This window comes from Pseudomonas putida, assembly GCF_003228315.1.
Classification (GTDB): Bacteria; Pseudomonadota; Gammaproteobacteria; order Pseudomonadales; family Pseudomonadaceae; genus Aquipseudomonas; species Aquipseudomonas putida_S.
In genome coordinates this window covers 6299217-6325618 of sequence record NZ_CP029693.1, presented here as the reverse complement: position 1 = coordinate 6325618, position 26402 = coordinate 6299217, and the positions used below count along the sequence as shown (strand labels likewise).

The 26402-nt window shown below is 57.4% G+C and carries 40 protein-coding genes; 10 read left to right on the top strand and 30 right to left on the bottom strand.

Features of this window, described 5'->3' with window-relative positions:
* Positions 1-11: 11 nt before the first annotated feature.
* The 25 genes from DKY63_RS29690 to DKY63_RS29560 all read right to left on the bottom strand — a co-directional run bounded on the left by DKY63_RS29690 (position 12) and on the right by DKY63_RS29560 (position 18657).
* A complete protein-coding gene (locus tag DKY63_RS29690) occupies positions 12-2999 on the bottom strand; it encodes a phage tail tape measure protein (RefSeq protein WP_110967387.1) in 2988 nt (995 codons plus the stop codon).
* Positions 3000-3033: 34 nt separating this feature from the next.
* Complete coding sequence (locus DKY63_RS29685) at positions 3034-3246, bottom strand: phage tail assembly protein T (protein WP_110967386.1); 213 nt, start codon at positions 3244-3246, stop codon at positions 3034-3036.
* Complete coding sequence (locus DKY63_RS29680) at positions 3243-3668, bottom strand: phage tail assembly chaperone family protein, TAC (RefSeq protein WP_110967385.1); 426 nt, start codon at positions 3666-3668, stop codon at positions 3243-3245. The genes DKY63_RS29685 and DKY63_RS29680 overlap by 4 nt, the downstream gene beginning before the upstream one ends.
* A gap of 9 nt (positions 3669-3677) precedes the next feature.
* Positions 3678-4406: a phage tail tube protein gene (locus DKY63_RS33200; protein WP_110967384.1), complete on the bottom strand. Its 729-nt coding sequence runs from the start codon at positions 4404-4406 to the stop codon at positions 3678-3680.
* 62 nt (positions 4407-4468) lie between these two features.
* Positions 4469-4837, bottom strand: coding sequence for a DUF3168 domain-containing protein (locus DKY63_RS29670; RefSeq protein WP_110967383.1), 369 nt, complete (start codon positions 4835-4837; stop codon positions 4469-4471).
* Entirely contained in the window at positions 4837-5322 is a 486-nt protein-coding gene (locus tag DKY63_RS29665) for an HK97-gp10 family putative phage morphogenesis protein (RefSeq protein ID WP_110968012.1), read from the bottom strand. The genes DKY63_RS29670 and DKY63_RS29665 overlap by 1 nt, the downstream gene beginning before the upstream one ends.
* Positions 5315-5653 carry a phage head closure protein gene (locus DKY63_RS29660; RefSeq protein WP_110967382.1) on the bottom strand — a complete coding sequence of 113 codons (339 nt, stop codon included), beginning with the start codon at positions 5651-5653 and terminating at the stop codon, positions 5315-5317. The genes DKY63_RS29665 and DKY63_RS29660 overlap by 8 nt, the downstream gene beginning before the upstream one ends.
* Entirely contained in the window at positions 5650-5982 is a 333-nt protein-coding gene (locus DKY63_RS29655) for a head-tail connector protein (RefSeq protein ID WP_110967381.1), read from the bottom strand. The genes DKY63_RS29660 and DKY63_RS29655 overlap by 4 nt, the downstream gene beginning before the upstream one ends.
* Positions 5979-6227, bottom strand: coding sequence for a hypothetical protein (locus DKY63_RS32455; protein WP_204354272.1), 249 nt, complete (start codon positions 6225-6227; stop codon positions 5979-5981). The genes DKY63_RS29655 and DKY63_RS32455 overlap by 4 nt, the downstream gene beginning before the upstream one ends.
* Before the next feature lie 30 nt (positions 6228-6257).
* A complete protein-coding gene (locus DKY63_RS29645) occupies positions 6258-7424 on the bottom strand; it encodes a phage major capsid protein (RefSeq protein ID WP_110967380.1) in 1167 nt (388 codons plus the stop codon).
* 3 nt (positions 7425-7427) lie between these two features.
* Positions 7428-8090: an HK97 family phage prohead protease gene (locus tag DKY63_RS29640; protein WP_110967379.1), complete on the bottom strand. Its 663-nt coding sequence runs from the start codon at positions 8088-8090 to the stop codon at positions 7428-7430.
* An 18-nt stretch (positions 8091-8108) separates the two neighbouring features.
* Positions 8109-9380, bottom strand: coding sequence for a phage portal protein (locus DKY63_RS29635; RefSeq protein WP_110967378.1), 1272 nt, complete (start codon positions 9378-9380; stop codon positions 8109-8111).
* Positions 9380-11101 (bottom strand): terminase large subunit, encoded by a 1722-nt coding sequence (locus tag DKY63_RS29630; RefSeq protein WP_110967377.1) that lies wholly within the window; start codon positions 11099-11101, stop codon positions 9380-9382. The genes DKY63_RS29635 and DKY63_RS29630 overlap by 1 nt, the downstream gene beginning before the upstream one ends.
* Positions 11102-11587 (bottom strand): phage terminase small subunit P27 family, encoded by a 486-nt coding sequence (locus DKY63_RS29625; RefSeq protein WP_110967376.1) that lies wholly within the window; start codon positions 11585-11587, stop codon positions 11102-11104.
* Between the two features lie 142 nt (positions 11588-11729).
* The gene (locus DKY63_RS29620; protein WP_110967375.1) at positions 11730-12122 is read right to left on the bottom strand and encodes an HNH endonuclease; all 393 of its coding nucleotides are present in this window, start codon (positions 12120-12122) and stop codon (positions 11730-11732) included.
* Positions 12123-12352: 230 nt separating this feature from the next.
* Entirely contained in the window at positions 12353-12676 is a 324-nt protein-coding gene (locus tag DKY63_RS29610) for a phage holin, lambda family (RefSeq protein WP_110967373.1), read from the bottom strand.
* A gap of 514 nt (positions 12677-13190) precedes the next feature.
* Positions 13191-13754 carry a hypothetical protein gene (locus tag DKY63_RS29600; protein ID WP_110967371.1) on the bottom strand — a complete coding sequence of 188 codons (564 nt, stop codon included), beginning with the start codon at positions 13752-13754 and terminating at the stop codon, positions 13191-13193.
* A 3-nt stretch (positions 13755-13757) separates the two neighbouring features.
* Positions 13758-14042: a hypothetical protein gene (locus DKY63_RS29595; RefSeq protein ID WP_162634939.1), complete on the bottom strand. Its 285-nt coding sequence runs from the start codon at positions 14040-14042 to the stop codon at positions 13758-13760.
* A 32-nt stretch (positions 14043-14074) separates the two neighbouring features.
* Positions 14075-15355, bottom strand: a complete 1281-nt coding sequence (locus DKY63_RS29590; protein WP_110967369.1) for a tyrosine-type recombinase/integrase — start codon at positions 15353-15355, stop codon at positions 14075-14077.
* Complete coding sequence (locus DKY63_RS29585) at positions 15352-15768, bottom strand: VRR-NUC domain-containing protein (RefSeq protein WP_110967368.1); 417 nt, start codon at positions 15766-15768, stop codon at positions 15352-15354. Before DKY63_RS29585 ends, DKY63_RS29590 begins: the two co-directional genes overlap by 4 nt.
* Positions 15765-15986, bottom strand: coding sequence for a DUF3310 domain-containing protein (locus DKY63_RS29580; RefSeq protein ID WP_110967367.1), 222 nt, complete (start codon positions 15984-15986; stop codon positions 15765-15767). The genes DKY63_RS29585 and DKY63_RS29580 overlap by 4 nt, the downstream gene beginning before the upstream one ends.
* Positions 15983-16639: a replication protein P gene (locus tag DKY63_RS29575; protein ID WP_110967366.1), complete on the bottom strand. Its 657-nt coding sequence runs from the start codon at positions 16637-16639 to the stop codon at positions 15983-15985. The genes DKY63_RS29580 and DKY63_RS29575 overlap by 4 nt, the downstream gene beginning before the upstream one ends.
* Positions 16639-17412: a helix-turn-helix domain-containing protein gene (locus tag DKY63_RS29570; protein WP_110967365.1), complete on the bottom strand. Its 774-nt coding sequence runs from the start codon at positions 17410-17412 to the stop codon at positions 16639-16641. The genes DKY63_RS29575 and DKY63_RS29570 overlap by 1 nt, the downstream gene beginning before the upstream one ends.
* Positions 17413-17423: 11 nt before the next feature.
* Positions 17424-18167, bottom strand: coding sequence for a phage antirepressor KilAC domain-containing protein (locus tag DKY63_RS29565; protein WP_110967364.1), 744 nt, complete (start codon positions 18165-18167; stop codon positions 17424-17426).
* A gap of 67 nt (positions 18168-18234) precedes the next feature.
* Positions 18235-18657, bottom strand: coding sequence for a phage regulatory CII family protein (locus tag DKY63_RS29560; protein ID WP_110967363.1), 423 nt, complete (start codon positions 18655-18657; stop codon positions 18235-18237).
* An 84-nt stretch (positions 18658-18741) separates the two neighbouring features.
* On the opposite strand from DKY63_RS29560, the gene DKY63_RS32255 reads away from it, so the two are divergent.
* Positions 18742-18957: a hypothetical protein gene (locus DKY63_RS32255; protein WP_162634938.1), complete on the top strand. Its 216-nt coding sequence runs from the start codon at positions 18742-18744 to the stop codon at positions 18955-18957.
* On the opposite strand, the gene DKY63_RS29555 is transcribed toward DKY63_RS32255, so the two are convergent.
* A complete protein-coding gene (locus DKY63_RS29555; protein ID WP_110967362.1) occupies positions 18954-19160 on the bottom strand; it encodes a Cro/CI family transcriptional regulator in 207 nt (68 codons plus the stop codon). The two genes, DKY63_RS32255 and DKY63_RS29555, sit on opposite strands and share 4 nt — an antisense overlap.
* A gap of 108 nt (positions 19161-19268) precedes the next feature.
* Between DKY63_RS29555 and DKY63_RS29550 the strand changes: the two genes are divergently transcribed.
* Together DKY63_RS29550 and DKY63_RS29545 are read left to right on the top strand one after the other, a co-directional pair.
* A complete protein-coding gene (locus tag DKY63_RS29550) occupies positions 19269-20141 on the top strand; it encodes a S24 family peptidase (protein WP_110967361.1) in 873 nt (290 codons plus the stop codon).
* 27 nt (positions 20142-20168) lie between these two features.
* Positions 20169-20372: a hypothetical protein gene (locus DKY63_RS29545; protein WP_110967360.1), complete on the top strand. Its 204-nt coding sequence runs from the start codon at positions 20169-20171 to the stop codon at positions 20370-20372.
* A 159-nt stretch (positions 20373-20531) separates the two neighbouring features.
* On the opposite strand, the gene DKY63_RS29540 is transcribed toward DKY63_RS29545, so the two are convergent.
* Positions 20532-20846 (bottom strand): DUF1654 domain-containing protein, encoded by a 315-nt coding sequence (locus DKY63_RS29540; RefSeq protein ID WP_110967359.1) that lies wholly within the window; start codon positions 20844-20846, stop codon positions 20532-20534.
* Positions 20847-21260: 414 nt separating this feature from the next.
* Between DKY63_RS29540 and DKY63_RS32250 the strand changes: the two genes are divergently transcribed.
* The 4 genes from DKY63_RS32250 (at position 21261) to DKY63_RS29525 (ending at position 22962) form a co-directional block, all read left to right on the top strand.
* Positions 21261-21551 (top strand): hypothetical protein, encoded by a 291-nt coding sequence (locus tag DKY63_RS32250; RefSeq protein WP_162634937.1) that lies wholly within the window; start codon positions 21261-21263, stop codon positions 21549-21551.
* A gap of 428 nt (positions 21552-21979) precedes the next feature.
* A complete protein-coding gene (locus tag DKY63_RS29535) occupies positions 21980-22261 on the top strand; it encodes a hypothetical protein (RefSeq protein WP_110967358.1) in 282 nt (93 codons plus the stop codon).
* Positions 22258-22572, top strand: coding sequence for a hypothetical protein (locus DKY63_RS29530; protein WP_110967357.1), 315 nt, complete (start codon positions 22258-22260; stop codon positions 22570-22572). Before DKY63_RS29535 ends, DKY63_RS29530 begins: the two co-directional genes overlap by 4 nt.
* Positions 22573-22653: 81 nt before the next feature.
* Positions 22654-22962 (top strand): hypothetical protein, encoded by a 309-nt coding sequence (locus DKY63_RS29525; RefSeq protein WP_110967356.1) that lies wholly within the window; start codon positions 22654-22656, stop codon positions 22960-22962.
* Positions 22963-22985: 23 nt separating this feature from the next.
* On the opposite strand, the gene DKY63_RS29520 is transcribed toward DKY63_RS29525, so the two are convergent.
* Together DKY63_RS29520 and DKY63_RS29515 are read right to left on the bottom strand one after the other, a co-directional pair.
* Positions 22986-23588, bottom strand: a complete 603-nt coding sequence (locus tag DKY63_RS29520) for a hypothetical protein (protein WP_110967355.1) — start codon at positions 23586-23588, stop codon at positions 22986-22988.
* Between the two features lie 69 nt (positions 23589-23657).
* Positions 23658-24563 carry a hypothetical protein gene (locus tag DKY63_RS29515; protein WP_110967354.1) on the bottom strand — a complete coding sequence of 302 codons (906 nt, stop codon included), beginning with the start codon at positions 24561-24563 and terminating at the stop codon, positions 23658-23660.
* A 219-nt stretch (positions 24564-24782) separates the two neighbouring features.
* Between DKY63_RS29515 and DKY63_RS29510 the strand changes: the two genes are divergently transcribed.
* Positions 24783-25340: a hypothetical protein gene (locus DKY63_RS29510; protein WP_110967353.1), complete on the top strand. Its 558-nt coding sequence runs from the start codon at positions 24783-24785 to the stop codon at positions 25338-25340.
* A gap of 11 nt (positions 25341-25351) precedes the next feature.
* Positions 25352-25585 (top strand): hypothetical protein, encoded by a 234-nt coding sequence (locus DKY63_RS29505; RefSeq protein ID WP_239499343.1) that lies wholly within the window; start codon positions 25352-25354, stop codon positions 25583-25585.
* Here the strand turns inward: DKY63_RS29505 and DKY63_RS29500 are convergent.
* The gene (locus tag DKY63_RS29500; protein WP_110967352.1) at positions 25576-25854 is read right to left on the bottom strand and encodes a hypothetical protein; all 279 of its coding nucleotides are present in this window, start codon (positions 25852-25854) and stop codon (positions 25576-25578) included. The two genes, DKY63_RS29505 and DKY63_RS29500, sit on opposite strands and share 10 nt — an antisense overlap.
* 98 nt (positions 25855-25952) lie before the next feature.
* On the opposite strand from DKY63_RS29500, the gene DKY63_RS29495 reads away from it, so the two are divergent.
* Positions 25953-26378: a hypothetical protein gene (locus tag DKY63_RS29495; protein ID WP_110967351.1), complete on the top strand. Its 426-nt coding sequence runs from the start codon at positions 25953-25955 to the stop codon at positions 26376-26378.
* Positions 26379-26402 lie beyond the last annotated feature (24 nt).

Genomic DNA, 26402 nt, shown 5'->3' with positions numbered 1-26402 from the left:
GTGTCGCGCACTCACGCGCCTTGAGACTTCAACCCGTACTTCGCCTGGTTGACTTCATGGATATCACCCTCCCCGCGAATATTCGCGACGTAGATGTCGATGACGTCCTGCTCGGAGAGCTGACGACGGTTGACCTGGCCCGCGCGACTGGCGTCCTCGATCAAGTTGACGACTGAAGAGCGATTGCTGCTTCCCTTGCTAACCAGGTCAAGCGTCCGGTCAAGCTTGGCGCTGGTGTCAGCGGTGGTGACCCGCTCCCCTTTTTGGAGGAGCCACGTACCCGTTTCCGGCACCGAATCGATGCCGTCGTGCGCCATACCCGCGAGGGCAGAAGCAGCGACTCCTGCAACCATTGGTGCGGTGATGCCGGCAGCCGTAGCCGCAGCAGCAGGAGCGAGAATTGGGCCAACAATTGGGATCGCCGCTGTACTCGCAAAGGCTGCGAGCTGAGCTTGGAACGAGGTGGCCTGGGCGTTTGCAATCAACGTGGTCGCGGCGCTGGCTTGAGTTGCTTTGCCAGCGACGAGTTGCACCGCTTGATACACCAGCCATTGAGCCGCCATTTGTGCAAGCGCGTTAATGATGCTCTTCGCCATGGTTGACGCCACGTTGACGAAGGCATCGCCGAGGCTTTCAGACTCGAGAACCATTGAAGCAATACCATCGCCGACAGAACTGGTGAGCGTGTCGAGCGTGCTGGTTGTGAAGTCAGCCGCCTGTTGCTGATAATCAACAGCGGTGTCTCGGTAGTTCTCCCAAGCCGAGCTCACGCCATCAAGCCAATTGTTCTGGGCCGCATCTTGCTGGTTGTAGTAGTCCTGTTGGAGCATCATTCGCTCGGCAAGAGCCTCGCGCAGCAGTTCAGTTTCCTGGCTGTACAGCTCTTCGCTGATGTCCCCCCCGTTGAACTGCTTTTGCAGATCAGCCAACTGCTTGTTGAAGTCCTGCTGGATTGCCAAGTCAGCCTTCAGGCGCTCTTTTAGCTTGTCACCGCTTCCTGACCCAGCGAGCTCAATCTCGAAGCCCATTCGGGCCGTCTGATTGCTCTCATCCAGTGTCGATCCGAAAGCTCGTGCCTTGGCCGTATCTTCGTTGGCCTGCTTTAACTTCTGCAGGCGATCCAGCTCTTCGGCCAAACCCTTGAGGCGCTCTTGCTGCTGAGCATTGATGCCCACCAGTTTTCCTGACTCAATCTCGAACTGAAGCTTGGCGACTTCGGTGGCTTTCTGCCGGGCGTCAGCGGTGGTATTTATGAGCGCGATCTGCCGCTGGTAATCGGTGATCGCATCCGCGCCGCGCTTTTGCGTAGCCGATTCGGCATTGGCTGCCGCAGTGGCCGCACGCTTCGCTTCCTCCCCCCGCTTTTTGTCGGCGTCCGCCGCCGCCTCGCTGGTATCTAGAGTCTTGGCCTTCGCGATGAGTAGATCGGCCTCCCCCTCCTTTAAGCCAGTGATCAGACCAGCACCAATACGAGCTGACAACTTGTCGGCGTTCGTCTTTTTCCCAGAAAGCAAAATTTGCTCGTCCAGGGATTTGGCCAGGTCGCGGTATGCCTTGGACTGCTCGACGACCGAAGAGGCAGCCAGTATCCCGTTGAGAACATTGATCTGCTCACCGAAGGCCTCAACCTTCTGCCGTGCAGTGTCGAGCTCGCCCTGAGCAGCGATCAGGGACTCATTCCACTCCTGTTGTCGAGCATCGGACGGATGTTCGCGTAGAAGGCGCTGGTACTGTCTGACCGCGCTTTCTGCATCTATAGCGCTCAGCTGCGCATCAAGCAGGTCCTTGTTGATCTCCTGTAGCGCGGCAGCCGCCTGGTTCTTGGTGAAACCATCGAACGATTGATTGAGCAAGTCGACCTTGTTCGTCAGGGTCGATGCAGTCTCATCGGCGTCGTCTCCGCTCAGGGTGAAGTAGGCCAGCGCGCTAGCTGCCAGAAGTACCACGCCCGTCGGGCCGCCCAGTAGTGCCATGGCAGCAGACGCGCCGCGCGCGGCAACGCCAACACTGACGATGCCAGCCGCAGCTCCGGGTGCAACACCTGCCATTCGAGCAAGGGCGAGCTGGTATCGGACAGCCTCAACCTGACCAGCAGCAAACGCCAGCGAAGTGCCAATCACGCTCGCAGCAAGCCGAGTTGCCAGAATCACAGCCAGGGCTGATGCAGCCTGGGCAGTTAGGTTGATGGCCGTCTTGGCCTCAGGAGCAGAAAGGACATCGTTAAGCGCCTCGATCGCGCTCCTGGCGGTATCAAGGCTACCTTCCCCCGTCAGCAACCCAGAAACTGTGTTCCGCAGACCATCAATAGCACCGCCGAAGGTGTCACGGGCTGCGGCGGCGGCGCCACCATACGACTCCTCAAGCGATTTAAGAATGATGCCCTGGGCGCTCGCAACATCACCTGTAGACTCGAACGATTCTGCGAGCTTCTTCTGTTCCTCGGTAAAGCGGAAACCTTGTTTACTTAGGGATGTGAGCCCCTGAGAAGGCACGTCCAACGCACGGCCAATCGTTTCTGCGGCCTGCTGCACGGTCATACCTGTGCGCGCGGCCATGTCGGCAGCAGCCTGCAGGGCTCGGGTAAATTGGTTGCCGACGACTCCAGTGAAGGCCAGCAGCGCAGTCTGGGCCTGGTTTATATCGCCGCCTGAAAAGGTGGTAGCTTTTTCCATGGCGTCAGCCATGTCGTTCAACTGGTTGCGGTTGAACCCCGCCGCTTCCCCTGTCGACCGAAGCACGGCCGCCAACTGCGCCTGCTCCTTTTCCGCCGCTTGCGTTTCCGCAATGAAGGCCGTGAAGATCGCGCCAACAGAAAGGCCTGCAATCGCGCCAGCAACTACTTCGCCAAGAGCCTCCCAAGCCAGGGCCGCAACATCAGCAGACTCTGCGATCGCCTTTCCCGACTTGCGCGCGGATGCCTCAGCCTTGTCCATAGGACCAGTGAAACCGCCAATCCTTGCGATAAGGTCGAGCGTGAGCGTTCCGAGAGTTGAAGCCATTGCTACCCCAGCTTGTTCATATTGTTGAGAGGAATCAGCCCCAGCTGGCGATCGCTTCTTCCAAGGTCAGTTCGGGCTCCGACTCATGCGGCATGAAGTCGAATATCTTGTACTTGACCTTGTCCGAATTCCTGTTGGCGTACAGCGTCGCCAACAGAGCGAAACCTCGTTCGATGCGCATACCGAAGTTGAGGGAACCGCGCTTGTTTCGATATGCCACCCACCGCCTGAACTCGGGCAGACTCACTCGCTCTCTGGCTTCGGCGATGGTGCATCCGAGGGTGATTGCGAGCTCGTGCTCGACTTCCTCAAATTCGGTGAGCTCTGGGTCTTTCCCGGATTGTTGACCTCACCGATCGCGGAGAGCAGTGCAACGGTCAGATTTCCATCGAGCGCGCCGCGCTCTGGATCAGCCTCGCCGGTGATGTCGCCAATCTTGAAGATCGGCTGACCAGCCTCATCGCATATGCAGGAGGCGATACGGCCGGCAACACCGTCATGCTTACCCGCAACAGCAATGAGGTCGCTGACAGCCGACTGGTACCCGAGCAACCGGACATAGATGGTCGCTGTAAACTCCTGTTCGCCCTGCTTCCAGGTAATGGTCTTCTCGACCGGGGCGCCGGTGAAGGCACCCACCTCCTTGAGATTTTGGATGCTGAGTTTCATGACCTACCCTTATGCGGTTTTGCGAATCCAGGCGGAGCCGCCCGAGCGCTGGATGGTGGCCGCGGTTGTCACGACCGCGTTGGCAGCGAAATCGAACGGAAAGTCCGAGACATATCCATCGAAGAGGAACCAGGTACGGGTAGGCGGCAGCACGAAGTCATCACCCTCACCGAGCACGGCAGTGGCAGATGCTCCAGTACCACCACCGCCGGTCATCGCAATGGTTGGAGCCGAGGTATAACCAGAGCCTGCGTTGGTAATGTTGAACCCTGTCACTTCGCCGCCAGAGACGACCGCGGTAGCCGTCGCGCCAGTGCCACCACCGCCAGTGATAGCTACGGTTGGTGCAGTAGTGTAGCCAGAGCCGGCTGCGCCAAGGCTGATGGCAGCCAGCGCTCCACTGGTGCCCACCGTGGGAGCTATGCCTTTGCCGTCAGACCAGCCGACTACCCAGCGAATGCTTTCGATTGAATCATCCTCCGAGAGCTGATGAAGACGCACGTGCGAAGTGTTGCGCGGGTCCGCGTTCAGACTCAGGGTCGCTTGACCAGGAGTGCGTAGTCCGCGCATGTAGCTGCGCACCGACTCGCTGAGGCAGGTGGTCTCGATTTGATCGGCTGGGTTACCGCCAGGGCTGAATGCAGTTGCGCACTCGATCTCCATCACTTCGAAGACCGACGGGTTACCTGCGGTAGGCACCAGGGCGTAGACCTGGGTCCCTTGGGACAGAATCGACATGGCGTTCTCCAAGTGTCGGGCATAAAAAAACCCGCACATGGCGGGCAGAGGTTGGGGTTCTGCTATCTGGGTACAAGCCAGTCGATGTCGAAGCTCGACCGGCACAACTTTGTTGCATTGTCTTTCGTCTCCCCGCCCCAGCGGGTGACATTCGCTTTCAATTCAATAGCGTGACTGATCGCCTGCGTCACGGCCCTTGCATCGCCTGCGGAAGCGGCATACACATCGACCTGAAGGGTGTAGCCATCGATGTCAGGCCTACCGGACAGGTAGTTTTCTGGCGCCCCCGTGAGTAGCTGCCAGACCGCATAGGGCTTCGCGACTCCCTCCGGCGCTTCGCCGAATGGATAGAGCCTGGTTGGCACCGCCCCCAAGACAGCAGTGACACCTGGATCGGCAGCGCAGACGGAGAAAATTGGTGCAGGCTTCATCAAGTCGAACCTCGCGCTTTCTGCGCACGGCGAATCGCTCGGTCAATGGCTTTTTCATACTGACTCAAGAACTCGTTGGTGGCCGCGCTGATGTTGTCCGCAAGGGCGTTGCGCATGAATGGTTGGGCACGCATCTTTTCCGTCCCGAACTCCAAAAGCCGCCAGTGAGGCGTTGGTGAGTTCTCGGACTTGTTGCCGCCTTCCTTCAGCACCGCCCCATGCATGACGCCGACACGAAATGCCAAGTCGCCCGTAGCCTTGAAGCGCCGACCGTTCCAGCGCACTGCAATGTTCTGCGCGATGGATCGACCGGTCTCCTTGTCATCCAGGCGCACCGCGCCTTCTCTGGCCTTCTCGGCGACCAATTGAGCAGCGCGGCGAAGAGCCGACCTGCCGCCCTTGCGCTTGACGTCATAGTTGATGGACTCCAGTTTCCCGAGGAGCGAATCGATGCCTATCAGGCTGAACTCAATGCTTTCAGCCATCATTCACCCCCTTCGCCACCAGAATCGTGAGGTACTCCAGGCCCGACACAGGATCAGGTAATGGCTGCCCTTGGATTTCGTAAACGTCTCCGCGGTGCAGTATGCGCATCGTAGGCAGCACGCCGGCGCGGTACCGGATTACCACCCGGCCCGATGCCTCAGACTGGACCGCCTGCGCCGCGATCAGATCGCGAGCGCTCAACGGCTCGACCGAGGCAGCCACCTTTTCCCAGACGGTGACCCAGCCCGGAATCATCTCGCCCGTGTCTGGGTCTTGAATCAGACCGGGCTCCTGGATCGTGATCCGATGGCGTAAAAGTCCGGCTCTCACGGCGTCACCACTGGGTCAGGCGGCCCCGACCAATTGCGGGAGGACCACAGCAAAGATTCAACGGCCATCGGCACCTCCGCAGTAATAGTGCCAACCACGACCGCTTCCCTGTTCGCGTACGAGTGTCCAATCAACAGCAGCAGCGCGGCTTTAAAGCTCGCCGGAAAATCCTCGACCTCAATGAGTTTCGGGTTGTCACAAAACCAAAGCGCCCAAGCGAGCGCCGATTCGCCATACAGGACTATGAGGTCGTCTTCGTCTTCATAGTCCAGACGCAGGTGCTTGCGAATCAGCTCGGTGGGGAGCAGATCAGCAATGGCCACGGTCATTTTTTAGCGCCTTTCTTTGGGCTTTGCTCTGGCTCTGGCTCTGGCTCTGGCTCTGGCTCTGGCTCTGGCTCTGGCTCTGGCTCTGGCTCAAGGATTGGATCGGCTTCAACCTCTTCTGCCAACTCCATACCGATCAACGCCTCGGCATATTCTTCCTTGACCTCACGGATCTCGAATTGATCGAAGCTGCCTGCGTGGTAGTGCGAGAACTGCCGCAACGCGCGAATTTTAATCATGGCAAGCATCCGGGGCAGTTTCCTGCCCCGGCCCTGTGGTTATGGGGTTGGTACGGTGAACGCGCCTTTGATGATGGCGGTCGGACGGTAATGCGTGATCGCAAGACGCTCCTCGCAGAGGATGGTCAGCATGTTCTTCACGAAGTTGTCGCGATCCTGGTTGCTGATCTCGATCGTCGCATCCATCCGATCCCAGATCTGCGAGGCCAGGTCGAAACCACCAACGGTGAAGGTGCCCTGGGCTTGTGCCTTGGTCGCAACCACTGGCAGGCCCCACATCACCTTGGCAGCGAAAGCCGCTGGGCCACCGAAGATGTAACGACCTTCGGCATCTTTCAGTAGCGCAATGGCATGCCAGTCGCGCGGATTGAGGATCAAGCCGGAGGCCTCGAACTCGGATTCGCTGGTCTGGAAGATGGCGTGCGCGATCTGATCGGCGCGAGTGTCACCGGTTGCGTTGAGAGCAGTGTCGTAAGCAGTTGCCACCTTGTTCAAGCCGATCAGGTTGTCACCGGTGCCGTCACCGTTGAGCAGTTGGCCTTCTTCAACCAGATCCAGGCCAAACAGCAAACGCCCGTTCACGTAGGACTCGAGCATCGGCGCATCGTCCATGATCTGGCGCGATGCCTGAATCCAATGGGCAATGGTTTTGACGTTCGCAGTTTCCTTGGTGAAGGTCAGTTGCGACTCGGGCTTGAGTGCGCCCTCTGCGACCGGTGCTGCACTGTTAGTGAACACGTTCTCGCGCACGTACTCGATGGCGTTCGAAGAGGTACGACCCTGGGCAAGCAAGTCGCGGATGGTCAGACGGCGCAGGCCTGGCATCAGAATGCCCGGGTTCTGCTGTGGTTGAACCAGCGCGCCTGCCGAGGCACCGCCAGAACCCAGCGCCTTGCTGAAGCTCTTGACGTCGACCTTGCCGGAAGTGGAGCCGTTCCAGTTCTTCTTCAGATCTTCGGCGGCGCGTTCGGCGAACGATTTCTTGGCTTGTGGATTATCCAGACCGCCCCCAGCCAGTTTCGACTCAAGGTCAAACAGGCGAGTACCAGCAGTCTTCAGCTCTTCCTGAACGGTCTGGAGATCGGTTTGCAGCTTTTTGCTGATAGCACCGGTCTCGGTGATTTCTTTTTTCTGCGCATCGAACAGTTGGGTCATGTTCGTTTGCGCGTCTTCGATTGCCTTTTGGATCTGGGCCAATTCAGACATGGTTCAGTTTCCTACAGTTGGAAAGGTTTTGAGGCGATTGAGAATCGCGGTGATTTCGCCACCTTCGGAATCGCTCCGAACTGCGGACTTGATCCTGGCGATGAAGCCCAGGGCTTGCGACTTTGAAAGGCCAGCCGAATCCCTCAGCCAGTGTTCTACGTCACGAATGGTGGTGATCGACTCCAGGCTCTTCATGGACTCGACGGTCGCCTGCTCGTTGGCAGGGAAGGTGCAGATGCTGATCTCACGAAGGGCCTGCACATTTTTGAACGCTCGGCCGGTGCCGATCAGGTCAAAGTCGTCTTTAAGGACGGTGAATCCGACGGACATGCCTTCAACTGTCTTGTGCTCCATCGCGGCCCGCAGATCGGTGGACACCGATAGCCCTGGGGTCAACTCACCGCGTGTGAGCAAACCTTTGCTGTCCTCTTCGAGCGACAGCCACTTACCTACCGGCAACTCCCAGGTGCGATGGTTGAAAAACATTCCAACCTGACGGCTCTGGCTGGAGAGCGCTTTTTTGAATGCGCCAGGCATGATGATGTCGCCATCACTGTCGACCACGCCGAAGACGCTCGCGTAGCCCTCGAACGTCCCCGTTTTTCCAGACGAATCGAACTTGATCTCGACCTGGTCAAAGGCCAAGGTCTTTTGAATATTGGACATTGGGTAGCTCCAGAAAAACTAAACCCCGCTGGGAGCGGGGTTCGTTTGGCCGAGATGTGTGAGCGGAACGTTCTGTGATTGCCGAGTGGCTACATCGCCACCATCAACCGGTGGCCTGTTGTTCACGCGGCGCCCTTCATTGATTGTGAGCAGGCCAGTATCGACCAGGGTTTTCATGTAATTTGCTCGCGCCGTAGAATCCCCGCTCAAGAGCCCGTCGCGATTATGCTCGGCGTGGATACGGCCCAGATCGGCAGGTTTGACCAGCCAGCGCAGGATGCAGCCTTCCCAAATCTCGAGATACGCATCCAGGCTGTACTGAAGAAATCCAAGGTTTTGCTGCTCAATACCGGAACCCCAACTGGTGGATTTCTCAACATCTCCCACCAAGTGCGGCGGCACACCAAAGAACCTCGCAAGCTCGCTGACTTGAAATTTCCGCGCAGCCATCGTTTCGGCATCTTGCGGGCTCACGCCAATGGCTTGGGTGGTGAATCCACCCTCAAGAATCCAAAGTCGTTTTTTAACTGGGCCACCAGAGATCTCTTTGAAATTCTCTTCAACCTGTGCCCGCTGGTCCTTGTTGAGCACTTTCCCTTCACCGGTCATCAACAACTGCGGGGACTTCGCGCCATTGGCATAGAAGTCGCGCTGCTGATCCTCCATCGCCACAGCGACGCCTGCCGTCTTCGCAGCGAAGGCGATCGGCGATAACCCTACGAGCCCGTTGAAACCGAACCCCTTGAGGTGGAAGATTTCACTCTGCTTGAAGTCGGCGTATGCATTGTCCCGACGGTACCGGTAGACAACTCGCTTCCCCTCAAGCCGGACATCCATGTTGACCGACATAAGGGGAACAAGGCTGACCACGTCGCCGACGCTGTTGCGCTCGATCAAGGCGTAAGCGTTTCCGTAGTAGCAAAGCTGCATGGTCATCGAAACGCGGAAGTCGAACGCCGTCATGAATTGGTTGGGGCTATATCGCAGAAGGCGCGCTAACGGATTGTCCAAGCCAACCTTCTTGCGGTCATCCCCCTTGGTCTCAAATACGTCCAAGGGCATGCAGGCCGTAACACTCGAGATCAAGCGTACGCAGGCGAAAACCGTGGATATCTGCAACGAGCGCTCGTCATTGACGACTGAGTCACCCACCACGCCGGATGCCGACACAGGCCCGGTCTGCGACCCCTTCTCCGGTGTGACGAGCCGGCCGCCGACGAAAAAGCTCGCCATGCGCGCCCAGAATGGGCTGCGGGTGCGCAGGTCAATGCTGTAGTCGGTGTCTGCCATTACATGCTCATCGGTCTGGAGAGGAAGTCGTCGACAGAGCCCTGGACATCCGCATTCGCGAGTATCCGGCCTATCGTCATGATCAGCGCCACCGCGCCATCTATCTTGTTGTCGTCGCCCTGCTTGATCGGGCGGACAACGTCATCGTTACCCGGCAGATGTTTGCCAATCACGTTACCGATACACCAGGTCATGATCGGGTTACCGTCATGATGAAACCGGCCCGCGGTGATGGCCGCCTCCAATTCCTTCATGGGGTCCGACATGTTGGTGTAGTTCTGCGTGATGGTGATTGGATTGAAACCCTCGTCGTCGAGGTCGTGACTCAGGCCCGTCGCACCATGGGGGTCAATCGGAGACTCCCGCAGCGGTGCATGATGATTGGCTTCTTTCGTGTCCTCGAGGATCTCGCGGTAGTCGATCTCAGCGCCGTCGGTAACCTCAAGATGCCCGGAGTTGATCCATGCCTGGAATCGCTCCGACATGCGCTTATTGTCGCTGTTGTAGACGGTGTCGTACGGCACCCAGAACTTCGGTGCCACACTGTAGTAATGCGTTTTGCCGTCAATAACGCGCCAGAACAGGCGCGCCCGTGAGTTCATATCCAGCTTTCGCGCCAGGTCGAAACCGGCATTCCATTCCTGGCCCTCGAACTGCTCGAGCGTCAGCGTGGTGTCTTCGCAGGACTTCCAGTCTTCCATGTTGAAGAAGCCGGCTTTTGCGCTGACCCAGAGGTTCAGGTGCTTGGTCTTAAACGTGTTGGTGAACCGCGCGGAGCGGATCGCCCGGGCTTGCTGGCTTTCCAGATACTCCTGAAACACCGACACGCCGTGGTTCGGATTGGCCTTGGCCAGCATCTTCGGGTCGGTCCAATCGTCACCCTCATCGAGGGTCCAGATCCAACCGAACAGCTCGTCGTCTGGCACAGTGCCTTCGAGCATCTCGATAACTTGCCGACGCTTGTCGTAGCACGGCCCCTCGATATCGGCGCCGGCGGTGGTGATGATGAACATCAGCGGCTGCCGCCGGGCGCCCATGCCGGTGAGCATGGTGTCGTACTGGGCTGATGTCGGGTGCTCGTGATATTCGTCGACGATCGCGCAGCTAGGTGAAGCGCCGTCGCCCGGGTTGCCAATCAGCGGCTCGAAGCGACTGAAGTCGGACGGGATGTTCATGTTCGAGGCATTCACCTCGATGCCCGCAGCCTGCACCAGCATTGGCGACTTGCTAACCATCAACTTGGCCGGCCGGAATACCTCCCACGCCTGCTTCTCCGTGGTCGCGCCAGAGTAGACCTCGGCGCCGAACTCACCGTCGGCTACGAACATGCTGATGCCAACGCCGCCGGCCACCACGGACTTGCCGTTCTTGCGCGGCACCTCCCAGTAACTTTCGCGGAATCGGCGGTGACCGCCCTTCTTCTTGACCCAGCCGAAGGTGACGGCCAGGCCGAACAACTGCCACGGCTCCAGGCTGATCAGCTGTCGTTTGAATGCCCACTCACCCTTGGTGTGCGGCAGCAGCTGGATGAGCTTCAGTTTCTTCTCGGCTTTTGCCGGATCAAATTTGAAGCGGTAGCCGCGCTTGCGGCTGGCGGCTAAGTCATCGAAGTGACGCTGCACCGCCTGGTGAATGTATCGACAGGCCGGGACCTTTCCACGGAGCAAAGACCGGCCCCACGCCATCGCCTTGTCGACGTTGGGGTGCAGGGCTTTGGTCATTTATGAGCTCAGTAGTTGGGCAAATTCGTTGGTGGCCTTCTCCTTGTTTCCGCCTATCAGCCGAGTTCGACTCGACGGGTCCAGGCCCAGCAGCGAGCCGAAGGTCACCATCTGGCGCATCGTTTCGTTGGCCGCGGTGAGCGCGGGGTTCTTCACCGGCCCACCGGTCGCGCCGGCCACAACAATGCCGTTGTCTCTTATCGACTCTTGAGCCATCCGCCAGTTGTCATAGGCGGTGCAGAAGGCCTCGACGTTGTGCAGGTCCGTGAGGGCCACGACGTTCTCGCGCAGCAACTCGGGAAGAATCATTTTCCACATCATGGCAGCCCGCTCGCTCAACCACTCCGGCGGGTCAACGTCGGTGATCTTGGAGAACTCAGGTTCAGCAGTATTCAGCGCTCGCTTACCTGGGTTGCCGGCGAGCTGTTTCTTGGCCGTCGGCTTGGGTTTGCGACCACGGCCCGCGACCGTGGCGGTGCCTCCCATCGCGCAACTCCTGAATTTTTAATTTCGCGGGTGTGAAAAAACGATTGAGGGCGCGGTCTAGAAGCGAAAAGGCCCAGACTTTCGACCCGCCCCCTCCCCTTGATCGCTAATCGCTCTCATTTGGCCCGATTTCTCTGTTTTTTCACGGTTTTTCTGCTTTCGGCCGTCCGGCATTGCCGAATCCGCCGTCCTCGGCCGCGGTCTTGACCGAATGACAGGGGTGGCACAGGGACTGCCAATTGGTCCGATCCCAGAACAGGCTCATGTCACCACGATGCGGCTCGATGTGGTCAACATCGGTGGCCACAACCACCAGGCCACGTGCTTCGCAGTGTCGGCAAAGCGGATGCTTGGCCAGCCATCCAGCACGGGCCTGCTGCCATTTGTATCCATAGCCACGGGCAGCGCTCGTCTCGCGAGGCTTCTCTCGCACATGACTCTTGAGCAGGTGCGCGTGCGCTTCGCAATAGCGAGGGTTGCGGGTCAGCACGTTGCAGCCCTGGGCATTGCATGGTTTCTGTGGTCTCAGCGGCATGGCGTGCCATCCATGTATGTCAGAGGCGGCGCATCCGGATCCTCCGGCTCATCAGCGGCCATCGCTTGGATCAGTAGGTCCAACCTGCCGGCTATCTGGTCCATCGACCGAGCTGTGTTCTCTTGGGCGACTACCAGTCTTTCCAGCAATGAGATCAATGGATCGCTCATACGCCACCTTGCTCCACTTCTTGATCCAGTCGCGCCGAGCGGCGCATCCACCGCACGCCATCAGCCCTCTACCTTGCGAGCCGCCGCACGATCGTAATAGCCGCGAACTTTCTCCACACCGAGGAAGCCAACAGCACCGCCTGCGAACGTGGCCATGCTCTGCGGCAGCCCCATCCACTCAAGTAGGGGCACCAGTGACAGCGTGACTAACCCGCACAACGCTCCCTCCAGATACATCTGACGACGTGTGCCACCGCCATACATCACTCGCAACACCGCGATGCCGACGGACAATCCGGCGGCGAAAAGTTGTGGCTGATGCAAAACCAGCCAGGCAAGCACAGCGGCCCACAGTCCGGGATCCTTCTCAGGCATGTTCGGCATCTCGATTCCTCCCTTTCGGGAAGTGCATTAGGATCGGCACCAACAGCACTCCCAGCTCGGAGCGATGGGTGTGGTGGAGCCGAAAACGAAAAAGCCCCGCACGATGGCGAGGCTTTTGAATTGATCAGTATGTAAGAAGCACCAAGTTAAGCGTCGGCGCTCTTCGAGCTAGCGCTTGATGTAGTCGTTATTAAACGAAGGATCAACCTGTCCAGTAAACATGAACCAAACGGCCCAGACCATCAGGGCAAGAACCGGCGTGAATATGACTAAAGCAATTGCATTCTGAGCTTTTTGGGGTAACGCCTCACAAGCACTCAGCAAAGGATTTGCCACGAAAATGAGGAGTAAAAATCCACCAAAAAAGTACCAAAGGTTCATAGCTGCCTTACAGAATTGAGTTACTTCGTGTCACAAGAAAAAGCCCAGCGGTCGGCTGGGCTTTATTGTGTCGTCTCTCATAACGCGCAAGATCGACATGATGGGGCTAATTTATGATCATTCCGCCACTGCGTCAAGCGGCGTCAATGAAGATTTCTTCCCGGTCAAATATCTCAGTCGCGTGGATCACCGCAGCCTCTTCCAGTGACTCAAGACGCTTCGCGATACCTGTCTTCCATCGGCGTCGCGTCGACTCAGGCTTGCCTTCCGGATCCCAGGTATTCATGTCGTAGAACTCGGAGGGCAGTACGATCATGTCGGTGGAACGCTTACCGGTCTGGACGCCCTTCAGCTTCGGAATCGCCCAAGCAGTGAGCGCCTTATAGATGAACAGTTGCGGCGCTGGGGAAGTCATACGGGCAACCAGGCGGCCGATGGCGGCGACCTTGTTGGCCTTGTGCGTCGAGTACTTCGCGACCAGCACATCCCACTGAGCTGGATCAAGCTGACGGTGCAGAAGCGCGTAGAGGCAGCAGTCGTAATCGAATTTGTCACGCACCGATAGCGAGCTGCCGGTACCACCTGAACGCAGATCGGCATCGATCAACTTCTGCCACGACTGTTTGGTGCTGTTGTCGATATTGTCGGCGGCCAGTACACGGACCAGCGTGCTCATCACATCTTTATAAATGCCCATGTCTCAATCCCCCTTGTAAGTCGAGCGGCCGGCGCCGCGGCTATTGCTCTGCTGGTAGTCATCAACGATGCAGCGTGTTCGATTCTTGCCGATCAACTGACTGCGTTCCCGGCGAACCATCCGCCCCAACTGGAGCACCAGATCTTCGATCAACAGTGGCTCCAGGGTCTGGGCATGAACGAAACCCGAAGAGTGACAACCGATGCAGTCGAGTTCGTGAAACACCCCTTTGATGATCCCTTTCCCGGCACAAGACGGGCACTCGGTGAGCGGTATCAAACTGCGCACCAGGGCGGGTCCGTGAGTCCTTTTATCCATTTTTAAACCTCGCCTATGGTTGATTCTTGAATAGGCTCGCAAGCCTTCTGTTCTGCGGCTTGCAGCGGATTACCGGAATCTTCAAATCTAAAGCCGGTCAATCCGTGAATCGCTGCAAAGCCTTTCTGATCTAGATGCGCGTGCCACTGCTCCAGAGCATCACGCTTGCGGGCCATGACGTCGGACTGGATGTACACCTTCACGTTATGGCCCATGGCGTGGTTGATCAGCAGCTCACCGATCAGGTGATCGACACCGAGGTCTGCCCAGCCGGTGCGAGCGACTTTGCGCAGGTCGTGGCTGGTCCACTCGCCCTGCCCCAGCCGCCGGAACACGGCGCAGCCTTGAGCCTCACCCAGCGCCTTGCCATTGCGCGCAGGAAACAGGAACTGACCGTCATAACCTTGGGCGTATTGACCTTCCCGGTACTGGACCAGCAGCGTGCACACCTGCTCGGTCAGGGGTAGGTGATGCTCGACACCGGTCTTGGTGTTCTCGGCAGGGATGAACCACTCACGCTCGGCCAGGCTAATGTGCGACCAGCGCGCCATGCGGGTTTCGCCGATCCGGGTGCCGTGGCACAACATCATCAGCGCCAACATGGCATCCAGCGGCGCGCCGGGCAGGACCTCGAGCAGCTGCCCCAACAGTCCTTCCAGTTGGACGCCACGCAACCGCGACGGCTTGATCCCGACCTTGGCCTTGGAGAAGTCGTTGAACTTGATCGGCGCCATCGGGTTGGAGGTGATCAGGCCCAGCTTGGCGGCCTGACGGAAAGCCAGGGCCAGCAGTTGGAACACCGACCGCACGTAGTCGATGGAAATGCTTTCCTGAAGCGGCCACATTAGCTGGCTGTCGAGTGTCGCCTTGTCGATGCCGGTCAGAGGCAGGTCGCCCAGGCGCGGCATTAGGTGGCATTTGATGGCAGAGGCACCGGTCTTCTTGCGCTTGCTGGAGAGGTTGCGGTCGCGGGACATGCGTTCGGCGTACCAGGTCAGCAATTCACCGACGGTGGACCACTTCGACAGATTGGCACCTGTACCGGCCTCCAGGCGTAGGCGGATGGCAGGCAGCGCAGCAACCACCTGCTTGGTATTGAGGTCGGGATAGCTGCCGATCAAGTTCCATTCGCCCTTGGTCACCAAGTACCAGGATGCCCGGGCACGAGCCTTGGTGAAACGCAGGTACAGGCCGCGATTCTCAACGTCGCGCAAATCCCGGACATTGCCGCAAGCCTGCCGTTTGATTTCGGCGTCGGACATCTTCACGGCGGCGCTGCTCATGCGGCCACCACTGTCGGAGCGAGCCGCAGGTAGGCGCGGATCTGCTCCATCGTGTCGAAGTGCCCACGGCACACCACGGCGAGATAACCCTCAGCATTGAGCTTGCGAATCCGTTCGTGCTGGCTGTCAGAGATGGCCGCGTCGTTCGGCGGCGTAGCCTTGAACTCGATGTATAGACCGAAGAAACCACCACGGGCCATGGGCAGGACCAAGTCGGGAATCCCGGCCTTCACGCCCTGGGCCTTCAACTTCGCGGCGACAGCTTTCACCCGATGCCCACCGTTCGGAACGTGGTAGATCAAGTCAGCAACCTCGGGCAGACGGATGCGCAACTCGGTCATCAACGCCGCTTGCTCTGCTCCCTCACGGTCGACTGGTTTGGCACGGGCGATCTTGGCCTTGAACAGCTTCATTCCGGATCCCTCGCGTTCTGCTCAAGCTCGATCAGCAGCTCAAGGAAGTGTTTGGCCTTCTCCAGATCGGCGATGCCGCCCTTTTCGCGCCAACGGGTGACGTACTTGATGACGCTGCCCTCGGCGAAGGGGATGCCATTTGCATGGATGTATTCGATCGGCTGGATCTTGAGCGACTTGTAATGGCCGCCCGAAACTTGTTTTGCGAGTGCACTCATTGGGTTGCTCCGGCGCGCCGGGCGCGCAATTCGGCCAAGGCCTTGTTTCCGACTTCAGGGGTACGGCGCCCTTCCGCTCGAGCGGGAAGCGCCAGGGGCATTTTTTGCAGAGGGAGACCATCAACCAGGCGGCGCGTGGTGATCACGTAATTGCGCTCGAACAACTTCTTGGCCAATGAGCTTTCGAGACGGTTCAGGTTCTCGAACCCCGACTCTTTCGCCGTGTGCCATACCGCGTCGTGTGACCAAGTGGCTTGGCCGGCCATCGATGGATGGGCATTGCGGCATGCTTCGCGGAACGCGGTATCGAGCGGCGGTATGCCGAGCATTTCGGGAGTGGGCTGGCACAGGGCGATGAACTTCCCAACGCTCGGCGCGAAGTCGGAACCGGCCTTCCTGCACTGCTCGATGCCGAAGCGGATCTGCTCGATCTTGGTGATCTTTTCAGCCATGAAGGCCTTGGTCCAGGTTGCCTTCGCCGCGTTGATCGCTTCCTGATCGGGCCAGGCCTGCTTCCAGGCTGGAAAGATCGCCATCAACTCACGGAACAATGCGTTGATCACCTGCACGGTCCCCGTATCCGCCTTGAGAGGCACGACTTCTGCGCTCGGAACGTTGGACAGGGTTTGCAGCACGCTCGATACGGATTTCATCACAGACCTCCTAGGTCATCGCCCCAGCTGGTGTCGTTGAAGTCAGGTTCTTGCCCGCGCCCAGCGGCCTGAACGCGCTCACGCTTAACCCACTGCACTAGGCGGTAGCACCAGCCGGCAGCTGAATCCAGGGTGTTCGGCTTGGCGCAGTGGAACCCTTTGAACTTGCGGATGGCTTCGTCGGGAACGCAGTCGGCGGGTAGCCCTGCGATTGCAATCTGGTCGGACAAAGCTTTGGTCGGGGGAACCCAGGTGGCGAACATGGCGAAGCGTTGGTTTGCCGCTGGGCATTCGGCGGCGACCTGCTCTTGCTGCGCGATCTCGTCGGCCAAATCGCGCTGCAGCTGCTCTTCGGTTACCTGATGGTTCAGTGACGGATTGGGTGCAGATTCTGCACCCCGTTCTGTTCCAGGCTGCACCCCGTTCTGTTGTGAGTTGCACCCCGTTGCGTCATCTGCACCCCGTTTTGTACGGGGTGCAGGATTTGCACCCCGCGATAGTTGAAGGTCGTAAACGACTGGTCGACGGTCATGACGATCGATGTGCACGGCGGCGATAGCTTGGTTGCCTTTCTGGATTAGGCCGACCTTCTCCAGATCGTCCAGCTTGTAGCGCACGGTACGCTCAGACAGGCCGGTGTCTTGTGCCAGGGTCGAGGCAGACGGAAAGGCGCCAGCGCCGTTCGAGCCGGCATAGTTGGCAAGGCACAGCAGCACGTGCCGCGCGCTCGAGTCTTTCAGGGACTCAATGGGCAGAGAGAGCGCCCAGGACATAGCTTGAACACTCACAGCGAGGCTCCGATATTCTTTTCGGCCAGGTAGGCAAGGCCTTTCGGTGTTACGAGGGGTTGAAAGGCAGCGCGGTCCGCACCTGTCTCAGGGTCGCTTTTCAGTGCGGTGACCTTGTGGACCAGATAGCCGGAAGTGATTCGCGGCTGGTAGGCGGTCCAACGCTTGGAGCCGCCGCGATGGAAGATCCACCGGTTCTTCTCAAGCCACTTGAATAGCTTCGAGGGTGGCATCTGCAGTTGTTTGGCGGCATCACTGATGCAGATCGCGCCGCCGGCAGAGGCGAGTCGTTTAATAGCCGCGACCTTTGGCTCCTGATCGAGAATCACCAGGCGAAGCGACTGGTTTTCCTTGGCCTGATCAGCAGCAGCTTGGAGAGCCTCGGCGTAGGTCGCCGGGATCTGGAATTGATCCGCCCTCGCCTCCAGTTCCTGCCAGCGATCGATGATCCGGGCGCGCAACTCGACGCTGTATCCGGAGACGACCACCAAGGTGTCGCGCTGGGAGAGCAGGAACTCGCGATAGACCTGGCCGTTCTGCGGATGAACGTAAGGGGTGTCGTTTGAAGAAACGACACCCTTTGCAACCAAGGCGCGGATGGTTTTCAGCACGTTGTCATGCGTGCTGCCGGTCAGATCGGCGATCTCGCGAGACGACATTGTGTGTCGCGACACGTTTTGCTCTTGCCGAAAAAGTGTCGCGACACGGCGGGTATTGCCTGGAGCGGTGCTGGTGTTCATAATGGCCCCTCAAGTGTGTTGCTGTTGAAGAAGCCGGTCTAGCCACCGGCTTTTTTGTGTCTGCGATTCAGGCGACCTTCACCGACTCTTCCATCACGCTCAGCTCGTGACGGACATGTTCGATCTCTCTCCGAATGGCCTGCTTCTCGATTTGAGTTACGCGGCCGTCATCCAGCGCGCTGTGCACAGCCAGGGTCAGATCAGCGATTTCCTTGCCGACATTCATCATCGAAGCCGTGAGCTCCTTCGGTGCCGGAGCTGCCCTTTTCACCAGGTCGAAACCGAACTGATCAGCCAGGGCGGCGAGCGGACGCATGTCGCCGGTGTGCAGCAAGATCCCGAACAGGTGCTCAATAGTCAGGTGATGGGCATCGTTGTCGGGATTGGCACGCTGCAGCAGGCTGACGTGGGGAACACCCATCTGGCCGGCCAACACCTTTGCTTCGTTGTCCAGGACCGCGCTTTGGCAAGCCCGCAGAAATTCGTCCATTCGTAAAACCTCGTTACTGTTTCCGTGGTGGCGCAATGCCAACCCGGCGATCATTCGTTTCAATAACTGATCAAGGGCGCAACCATGACCGACTCTTCAGAACTGCAAGGCGAGATAACCGCCCTTTGCTGCCTGGTGGTTGCCTTGGCCTCCACCCTTCCCATCTCGTCTCAACTCAGGCTGTGGCCTGCGTTCGAACGGATTGCCGGACCTTTGCGTGATCGTCTCGGCGGTGATGAGCTGCGCGGCTTTGAGCGCGCAACCGTCTCCCTCGCGACAAGGAGGAAGCCGGTTGGTTAAGCAGCTGATTTCTTCGGTGATGCCTGCGCCGGGAAGGACTTGAGCTCATGAGCCTCAAAGGTCCCGTCTTCATTGCAGATGACGGAAATGTTGCGCTCGGCGGAAATGGCCTTACTGATTGCAGCGGGGCTGACCCCAAGAGACTTGGCCGCAAAGGCCTGCCCTTTCGTAGCAACCAGCTCTGTTAGTGGGATCTGCTTCATTCTGAAAATCTCGAATGGTGTTTACGAGACCAATATTAACCGCCGGTTAGCTTTCTAGCAATACCGCCGGTTGACGCAAATAAATTAACCAACGGTTAAATTTCACGGATGAGCAAAAAGAAAGAACTTTCCCCAGAGCTAAAAGCAGAGTGCGACGCCGCCAAGGCGCTTTTCGTATCGAAAAAGAACGCCCTCGGTCTGACTCAAGCGAGCCTCGCGGAAGCGGCTGATATCTCTGCCGCAGCTGTCGCGATGTACCTGAATGGCACCAACCCGTTGAACGTAAAGTTTGCCGCGGTGTTATCGCGCCTGCTTGATGTGCCCGTTGAGAAGTTCAGCAAGCGCCTGGCGAATGAAATTAGCGGCCTTACAGCAGCTGCGGAGCAAACCAACGCTTTATCACAGAGCAGCTCCGCCGCCGACATGGTTCGGCAGATGCTCGAAAAGCAGGGAAAGGGCTTATCTGAGGAGGCTCGCAGGCGACTACTCGCCGCTGCTGAAAGTGACAATGGCGGCGGCGCCATCGAAATTGACTACTACCGCCCTGGCGTTGTCGGTGACGAGGTGTGGATCGCCCATTACGATGTGCGCGCAGCAATGGGCGGCGGGCAGATCCCGCATGACTATCCAGAGATGCTGCAGGATGTCCGGGTGAGCCCTCAGCACTTGCGCGAGATGGGCGTCGAGTTCAAAGAGCACTTTCATCTCAAGATGGTGACCGGATGGGGCCAGTCGATGGCACCTACCATCAAGCACCGGGATCCTCTACTCGTCGACATCAGCATCCGTGAATTCGCGGGAGATGGGATCTACATGTTCTCTTGGGAGGGTCACCTTTACATCAAGCGCCTTCAGTGGCTGGGTGACGAGCAGATCAAGATGATTTCCGACAACGATAGGCATCCGCCGCAGACGATCAGGGCGGATGAGACCTACGTTCAGGCGAAGGTGCTCCTCGTCTGGAATGCTCAGCTCCTGTAGCTCTTCCGCGGGGGAAGAGGTTCTGAAATGACAAAGAATCAGGCATCAGGTGCCAAAACAGCCAATGCTGCTGACATCGAAAGGTCTATCCAAGCCCTCAACAAAATGGCAGAGCGCCTTTGGGGAGATGGTCGGGAAGCAGAAGCGAAGGCTCTGCTCGACGCTTTGGATGCATTAAACCGGGCGCTAGATCGGATTAGGATTGGAGAGAGTCGTAAGGTGCTGCACTGACTCAGCGCGGACCTTTTGACTAAGCCCGGCCAAGCGCCGGGCTTTTCGTATAAGCGACATGCTTTTCACGAAACGCTCACGGAATGGAGCGCAGATTGAGCATACAAATGGATTTGACCCCAAACAGAAAGCCCGCCATTGAGCGGGCTTTTTTCGTCCTCAGAAAGGCGCAACCTCCTCCACCTCAAATGCATCCTCCACTTCTACAGGGCGATCCTCCTCGGTGCTCGCCTCCCACCTCAGCGTCACCGATTCGTCGTCGTTGAACGTCATGTCTATGCCGTCGGTCTCGGATAGCAAGCCCATCACCTCCTCCCACTCTCGATCGCCATCTGTATCCAGCCGATGAACCGTCACCCAGCGCTGAGTCTGCGCGACAGGATGATTGATCATTGACGAAACCCTGAGCCCCAAGCGCTCAACCCCCGACATAACAAACCTTTCCTCTTGTTTTTGCTTTTGCGACTTGGCCATAGCTGCTCCCTGACAACTGTATATACGTACAGCAATCATCAAAGCATATGCCATTCTCGCAAAAAATAAATTAACCGCCGGTATTGACGATACGTATACCGCCGGTTAATTTGTATTCCAAGCCAAACAGAAGCACAGGCCCAGCAGCGAAAGCCGCGCCACACGACTGGTGAAGCCGCCAGGTAGCACGGGATCAGCGAAGTGATCTCCCAGCCCCCTACCGGGGACCGACTGGAACCAAGCTCTTTAAACGGGACGGAAAGTCGAGCTGGGGTGCGCGGGGAACCGGCACTGATAGTGAGACGAGACAACAGATTCAAGCCTGTGGCCGACGCCAGTAGCGGGTCATGGCGGAAAGAATCACTTCTGCCCATTCACTGAGTGGGCAGCGGGATGACAACCGAGGGCACGACGATGAAAGTCCAAGACCATGCAGGCAAGACAGCAAGCTCAATCAACCAGTGGTCAATCGACACCCACACCATCCTTGCCAAAGAGCACTGCCGTAGCGCTCGTGATCTCGCACACCGCGCTGGCGTTCGCTCCTATCACATTAACCAGGCGCTCAAGCATGTTCGGGCTGCCCGGGTCAGCATTCTGAGCGAAGTGAGCCGTCTGGGCTCGAATCATCCGCAATACGCAACAGCCGTGCTCAAGCTCAAGGCGCTCGACGCCAAGAACCGATCTCGACGTTGCGCCGCCTGACAACCAGCGCCACGTCAGCCTGACGTTAACTGCCCGAGGCCCTGGTACTCCCCAGCACCAGGCCGCATCGGAATGTGATCTGCCTGATTGGTAGAGCTGGATTCGTCCGACGCGGGCTTCCGGCAAGTGCGCTTGCGCTCAGATCACACCCCAATGCGGACGATTCTTCACCGCGCAATGCGGCCCCCTGCATAGGACCGGAAAGAAATTGCACCTTTCCGGAATAGTTTTTCCACTCCACTCCCACTGAGGGCGACCGCCATGAAATAGACCATGACCAGAAATCACCGCACCTGTGAAAGGCCCGAACGTCCAACGGGCCTTTCTTTTGCCCGCGTTTATCCGCCAGCACTCTCCCCTGCGCCCAACGGCAACCAGCAGGCGGACAGAGTGCTGACGAATACACGCAACCCCATCGAGGAATCGCCATGCATCCATCAGTTCAACAGCGAATCGACGGGGTTGCGGCCCTGAGCATTCGCTCAAGCATCGCCACCGCCGCGTTCTACGCCTTGATCGGCAAGGAGCAGCCAGTGCCAGAGTTACGCTATCAGGTCCAGACCAAGGGCAACGCCTACCACATCGTCGAGCGCTCCACCGGCAAGGTGAAGGGCTTCCGCTGGACGTGGAGAGACGCCATCAATTTCGCCCAGGTATTGGAGGCTCGCGCCGACGGCATCAAGGTCGCACTGACAGGTGAACGGAAATGATCGGCCAGCCAATGCCCAACCCGCGCGACTCGATCATCGCGAACCTGAACCAGCAGTTGGACCACTTCTTCGGCGCCGGAAAGACCGTGCAGGAAATCGCCCCGGGCGTCAGCGGCGAACGCGAGATGATGTTCGGCACCTCCCACAGCAACAAGCTGCGCATTGAGCGCAACAAGCAGGCGCCACGCCTCAAGGAACTGGCAGACGCCGGGCACACCGTCATCGAAGCGGCCAAGGCCATGGGTATGGAAACAAAACGCGCCAGGCTCATCGCTCGCGAGAACAACATCAAGTTCCCGGGGCCGAAGTGAAGCGCATCAACAACCAGGTGCGCCAGCGCCGACGACAGACATGGCTGGATCTACCGGCCCACGGAATTGAAGAGGCAGGCAATGGCCAAAGACAATGCGCAGATTCAACGCGACAAGCGCGCCAAGGAGAAAGCCCTGCTGGACCGGATCGGCGCAGAGAAGCGCACGCTGATTGTGTCGAAAGCGCTCGCTGATGCTCTTCAGGTGCTGGGTGAGCGCCACGACTTCGAGGAATGGCAGGAGACAGTGTCGACGTTTCTGCTAAACCTCGCCGCGGCGCCGGCCGAAGAGTCCGCCCGCTTCGCCAGCATGTCGCGACCTGAAATCGTTGTTACTGAAAAGCAGTCGCGACAACTTGAAGCGTTCGCCAAGACAGGAACAGAGGGTTAGCTGAGCTGGCCCGACCTGAACTATCAACCATCTTTCTTTACAACTACAGAAAAGCTTCCAATAGACTTCATATCGAGATTAGAAACATCGAACCTACCCCAGTAGTTACGAGCACTTCGATATAGTTCATATATGAATTTATGGTAGTTCTCATAAAAGTCCGTCAAATTGTTGTCATCAGAGTTTCTCTCAGTTATAGCGTGTGCAGTGCTATTTCTAATTCTTCTGAACTTCTTCGCGAAATCTTCTGGTATCTCCACATCGTAATACGAAAGGTCATTCTCCCAGCCTAAGCCGCACCCAGCCTTCAATCTATCGCAAAACTGCTGAAACACTCGATGGGTCTCCCCCAAGAAAAGTTTGTCCTTCTTTTCTGAGCCGGCCCTTCCCGAAAATCCATCATCGCTGCCTTGCTCTCGCATAAAACAAGCGACGTAAAATTCGTAAAGATGATGAAGGAATGATGTGTAGGCGCTGAACAGTCGAACTTTCTCAACTGCATTTAAAGATGCCAGAATTTGTTTCTTGGCAAGAAATTCAAACTCATCAAAACTCGCTTTCATTAAAAAGCATTCATGATGAATAGTTACGATTAAGTCTGAGTCTTGTTCTGGGTTTTTGAACATAAGTCTTTCCTTCCGGCTCCATGCCGGGCCGAACACAAATACCCCACTTCAACGAATCACGCCAAACTATTATCGGCGCTTCATCTCTGTTCTTGGAGTAATCTCTGGAACGCTATCAGATGGCGATATAATCGTTCCGATATTCACGCTCTCATCATTCTCATAGAATTTCCGCGAGATGCTTGCTATTGACTTCCCAGTCCGCTTGCTCTCCTGGATCATCTTATAAATATCATCTCCATTGATGGTGCCGCTTTTAGACATGATCATGGTAGAAAAACCAAATCCAGCGTCCTCTTCCGAAGCAGAAACAATCGTGTTCTCAATAATAAGCTCTGGATCCACTTGCATGGCGTGTGACATCCCAGCGCCATGAACACCAAAATCGAAATGAAATCCGGGTTCATTGCGAAGCCGGAAGGACAATAAATCTGCATCACTAAAAGGTAGGTGATAGTCGTTAAAGTTGATAAATTGACGACCATCGATTCTCATTTGAAAGTGATAGTGCGGAAAATTGGAATGGCTACCCCCATGCCCAGCGAGATCGTTTGCCGAACAATCAAAAGTCCATTCGATATTTTTCCACCGAATTGTTGAACTCAGGAACTTCCCTTCAGAAGCTTCCTCTTCAATATCATTTATATTTGCAAGAAGCCTTTCTTCATTGGCACACCATCGCAGATAGGCCGCAACCTGAATATAACCAAATTTCCCACCAATGAGCTTAATATCCTTCGGCTTGAATTTCCCAAGCCTTAGCAGCCAATGTAAGCACGGATCATCTTTACTCACTGTCTTAAAATCTTTATTGCAAAGGTAGCACTTACCCTGCTCATACCCCTGCCTGAAACGAATGTGCTGAGACCGGTGCTCTTCATCATTTGCAGCCTGCCATTTCGCAAGATCTTCATCTGTCATTGAATCAAATTGTTTTCTTGCGTTTTCGGCTGCGCGCTCAAAGTCGACTGGCATATTAACCCCCAATTTAATTGACGATCACTGCAGCGACTCACAGCGAACTGAGCATTATCTTGAACCCCTGCTTCAGGCTATTCAAGAGGGTAATAACTAACTTAAGGATGAACGCTGGTTGAAAAAAACGACGTAGATCGCACAGCACCTGCGTTGCGCCGCAACACAAAAATTTCAGCCCCTCTACCGCCCGGGCATGACCCGGCATAGGACGACCTCATGCTCGATTTATTCTGGCGCCTGGCCGCCAAGCTGCTCGCGCGCCCGGCAATCGCCGACTGGTTGATCGCCCGCGCCAAACTCACCCCGTACCAGCACATCATGTCCGCCGACGGCTCCGAGAGGTACATGGGCCGCTGGTGGCTGTTCAACCCCTACTCCCGCACCACGCACAAGCCGGCGCTCTGGTGGTTCCCGTGGTCCTTCCGGATCCACCACATCATGCGGCCGGACGAAGACCGAGATCTGCATGACCACCCATGGAACGCTCGGACGATTATCCTGCGCGGCTGGTACACGGAGCAGCGGCTGCTCGATCACGAAGACCCGGTACTGTCCGGGTTGAACGTTCCAGCCAACGCCCAGGCCACCGAGTACATCGATCGGCGCCCCGGCGACACCGCGCAGCTGCTACACGGCGAATACCACCGAATCGACCAGGTATCCCCCGGCGGCGTCATCACCCTCTTCATCACCAGCAAGTGGCGCGGTGACTGGGGATTTCTGGTCAACGGCGTCAAGGTCCCTTGGCGCACCTACACGGGTACGGAAAATTGAAGGGGTTCAAAGTGAGCGAGCCAAAAATCATTTATCTCGGCCCGGCCTGCGAGGCTGAGGGCGACGGCAGGACCTGGGCAGAGGACAACCCTTGGCCTGATTGCGAGTGCGGCCACCAGCCGGTGCAGTATGTGCTAGGCGAGACTTTCGACCGGGTTGTCGCTGAGCGTGACGCCCTGCAGCTGCGCCTGAATGCAGCGGATCAGCGGATTGATGAGCTGACCGCGCATAGCCCTCAGAAGTGAACGAACAGAAACCGGGCGTTTATCGCAGCAATGATCAGCGCGCTTAACAGGCCAGGCATCCGAATAAGTCCCTGCAGTACATAAAGGAATGGGTTGAGCAAGCCAATCATCAACTTGACGATCACTTCTATTTTCGATGCTTGGGTATCAAAAATCGCCCAGGCAGACATTCCCACCCAGATCGCCCAAAAGACGTACATCGTTACACCGTCCACGCGATAGAAAGCCCGCTTGAACGTATCTCCCACGGAATCCGTATCGTTAAGCATTTGCGTGTCCCTACGAATGTCGACTCGCTCGATAGTAGCCGAATCGGCGAACTCCCTCCCCCTTCAAAGTCAGCCGCTATAGCGGCAAAGGAATCGCTATGCCTGAAGAAATGAACAAGGGTCGGCCGGACCACTATCGCTATGTCGATGAGATCGGGCCCGAAGGCGTGACCATACGCTGTGAAAAGTGGCTCGTTTGCGGCGAAACACCGCAGTGCTGGTATGTGATCCCTGAAGCCCAGAACTACCTGATGACCAACAGTTTCTATGCCGAGGCGCTCAAGAACACAAGAAAGCGAATTCTCAAATATGCCGGTGGGAAGAAGTTCTGCTACCCCACCCGTGAGGAGGCGTTCAACTCCTACCGAATCCGCAAGCGCTGGCAGCTCAGGCATACCGAGCATGCCTTCCAGCGCGCGAAGACTGCCCTGGCCGAGATCAATCGCATCACTACGCCGCCAGCGCTTCCCCACATCTGCGAGGGTGGCGATTACTTTAAACAGATGAATTGGAGTGCGTACTGATGATCGCCCTCGCCTGGTTCGCCT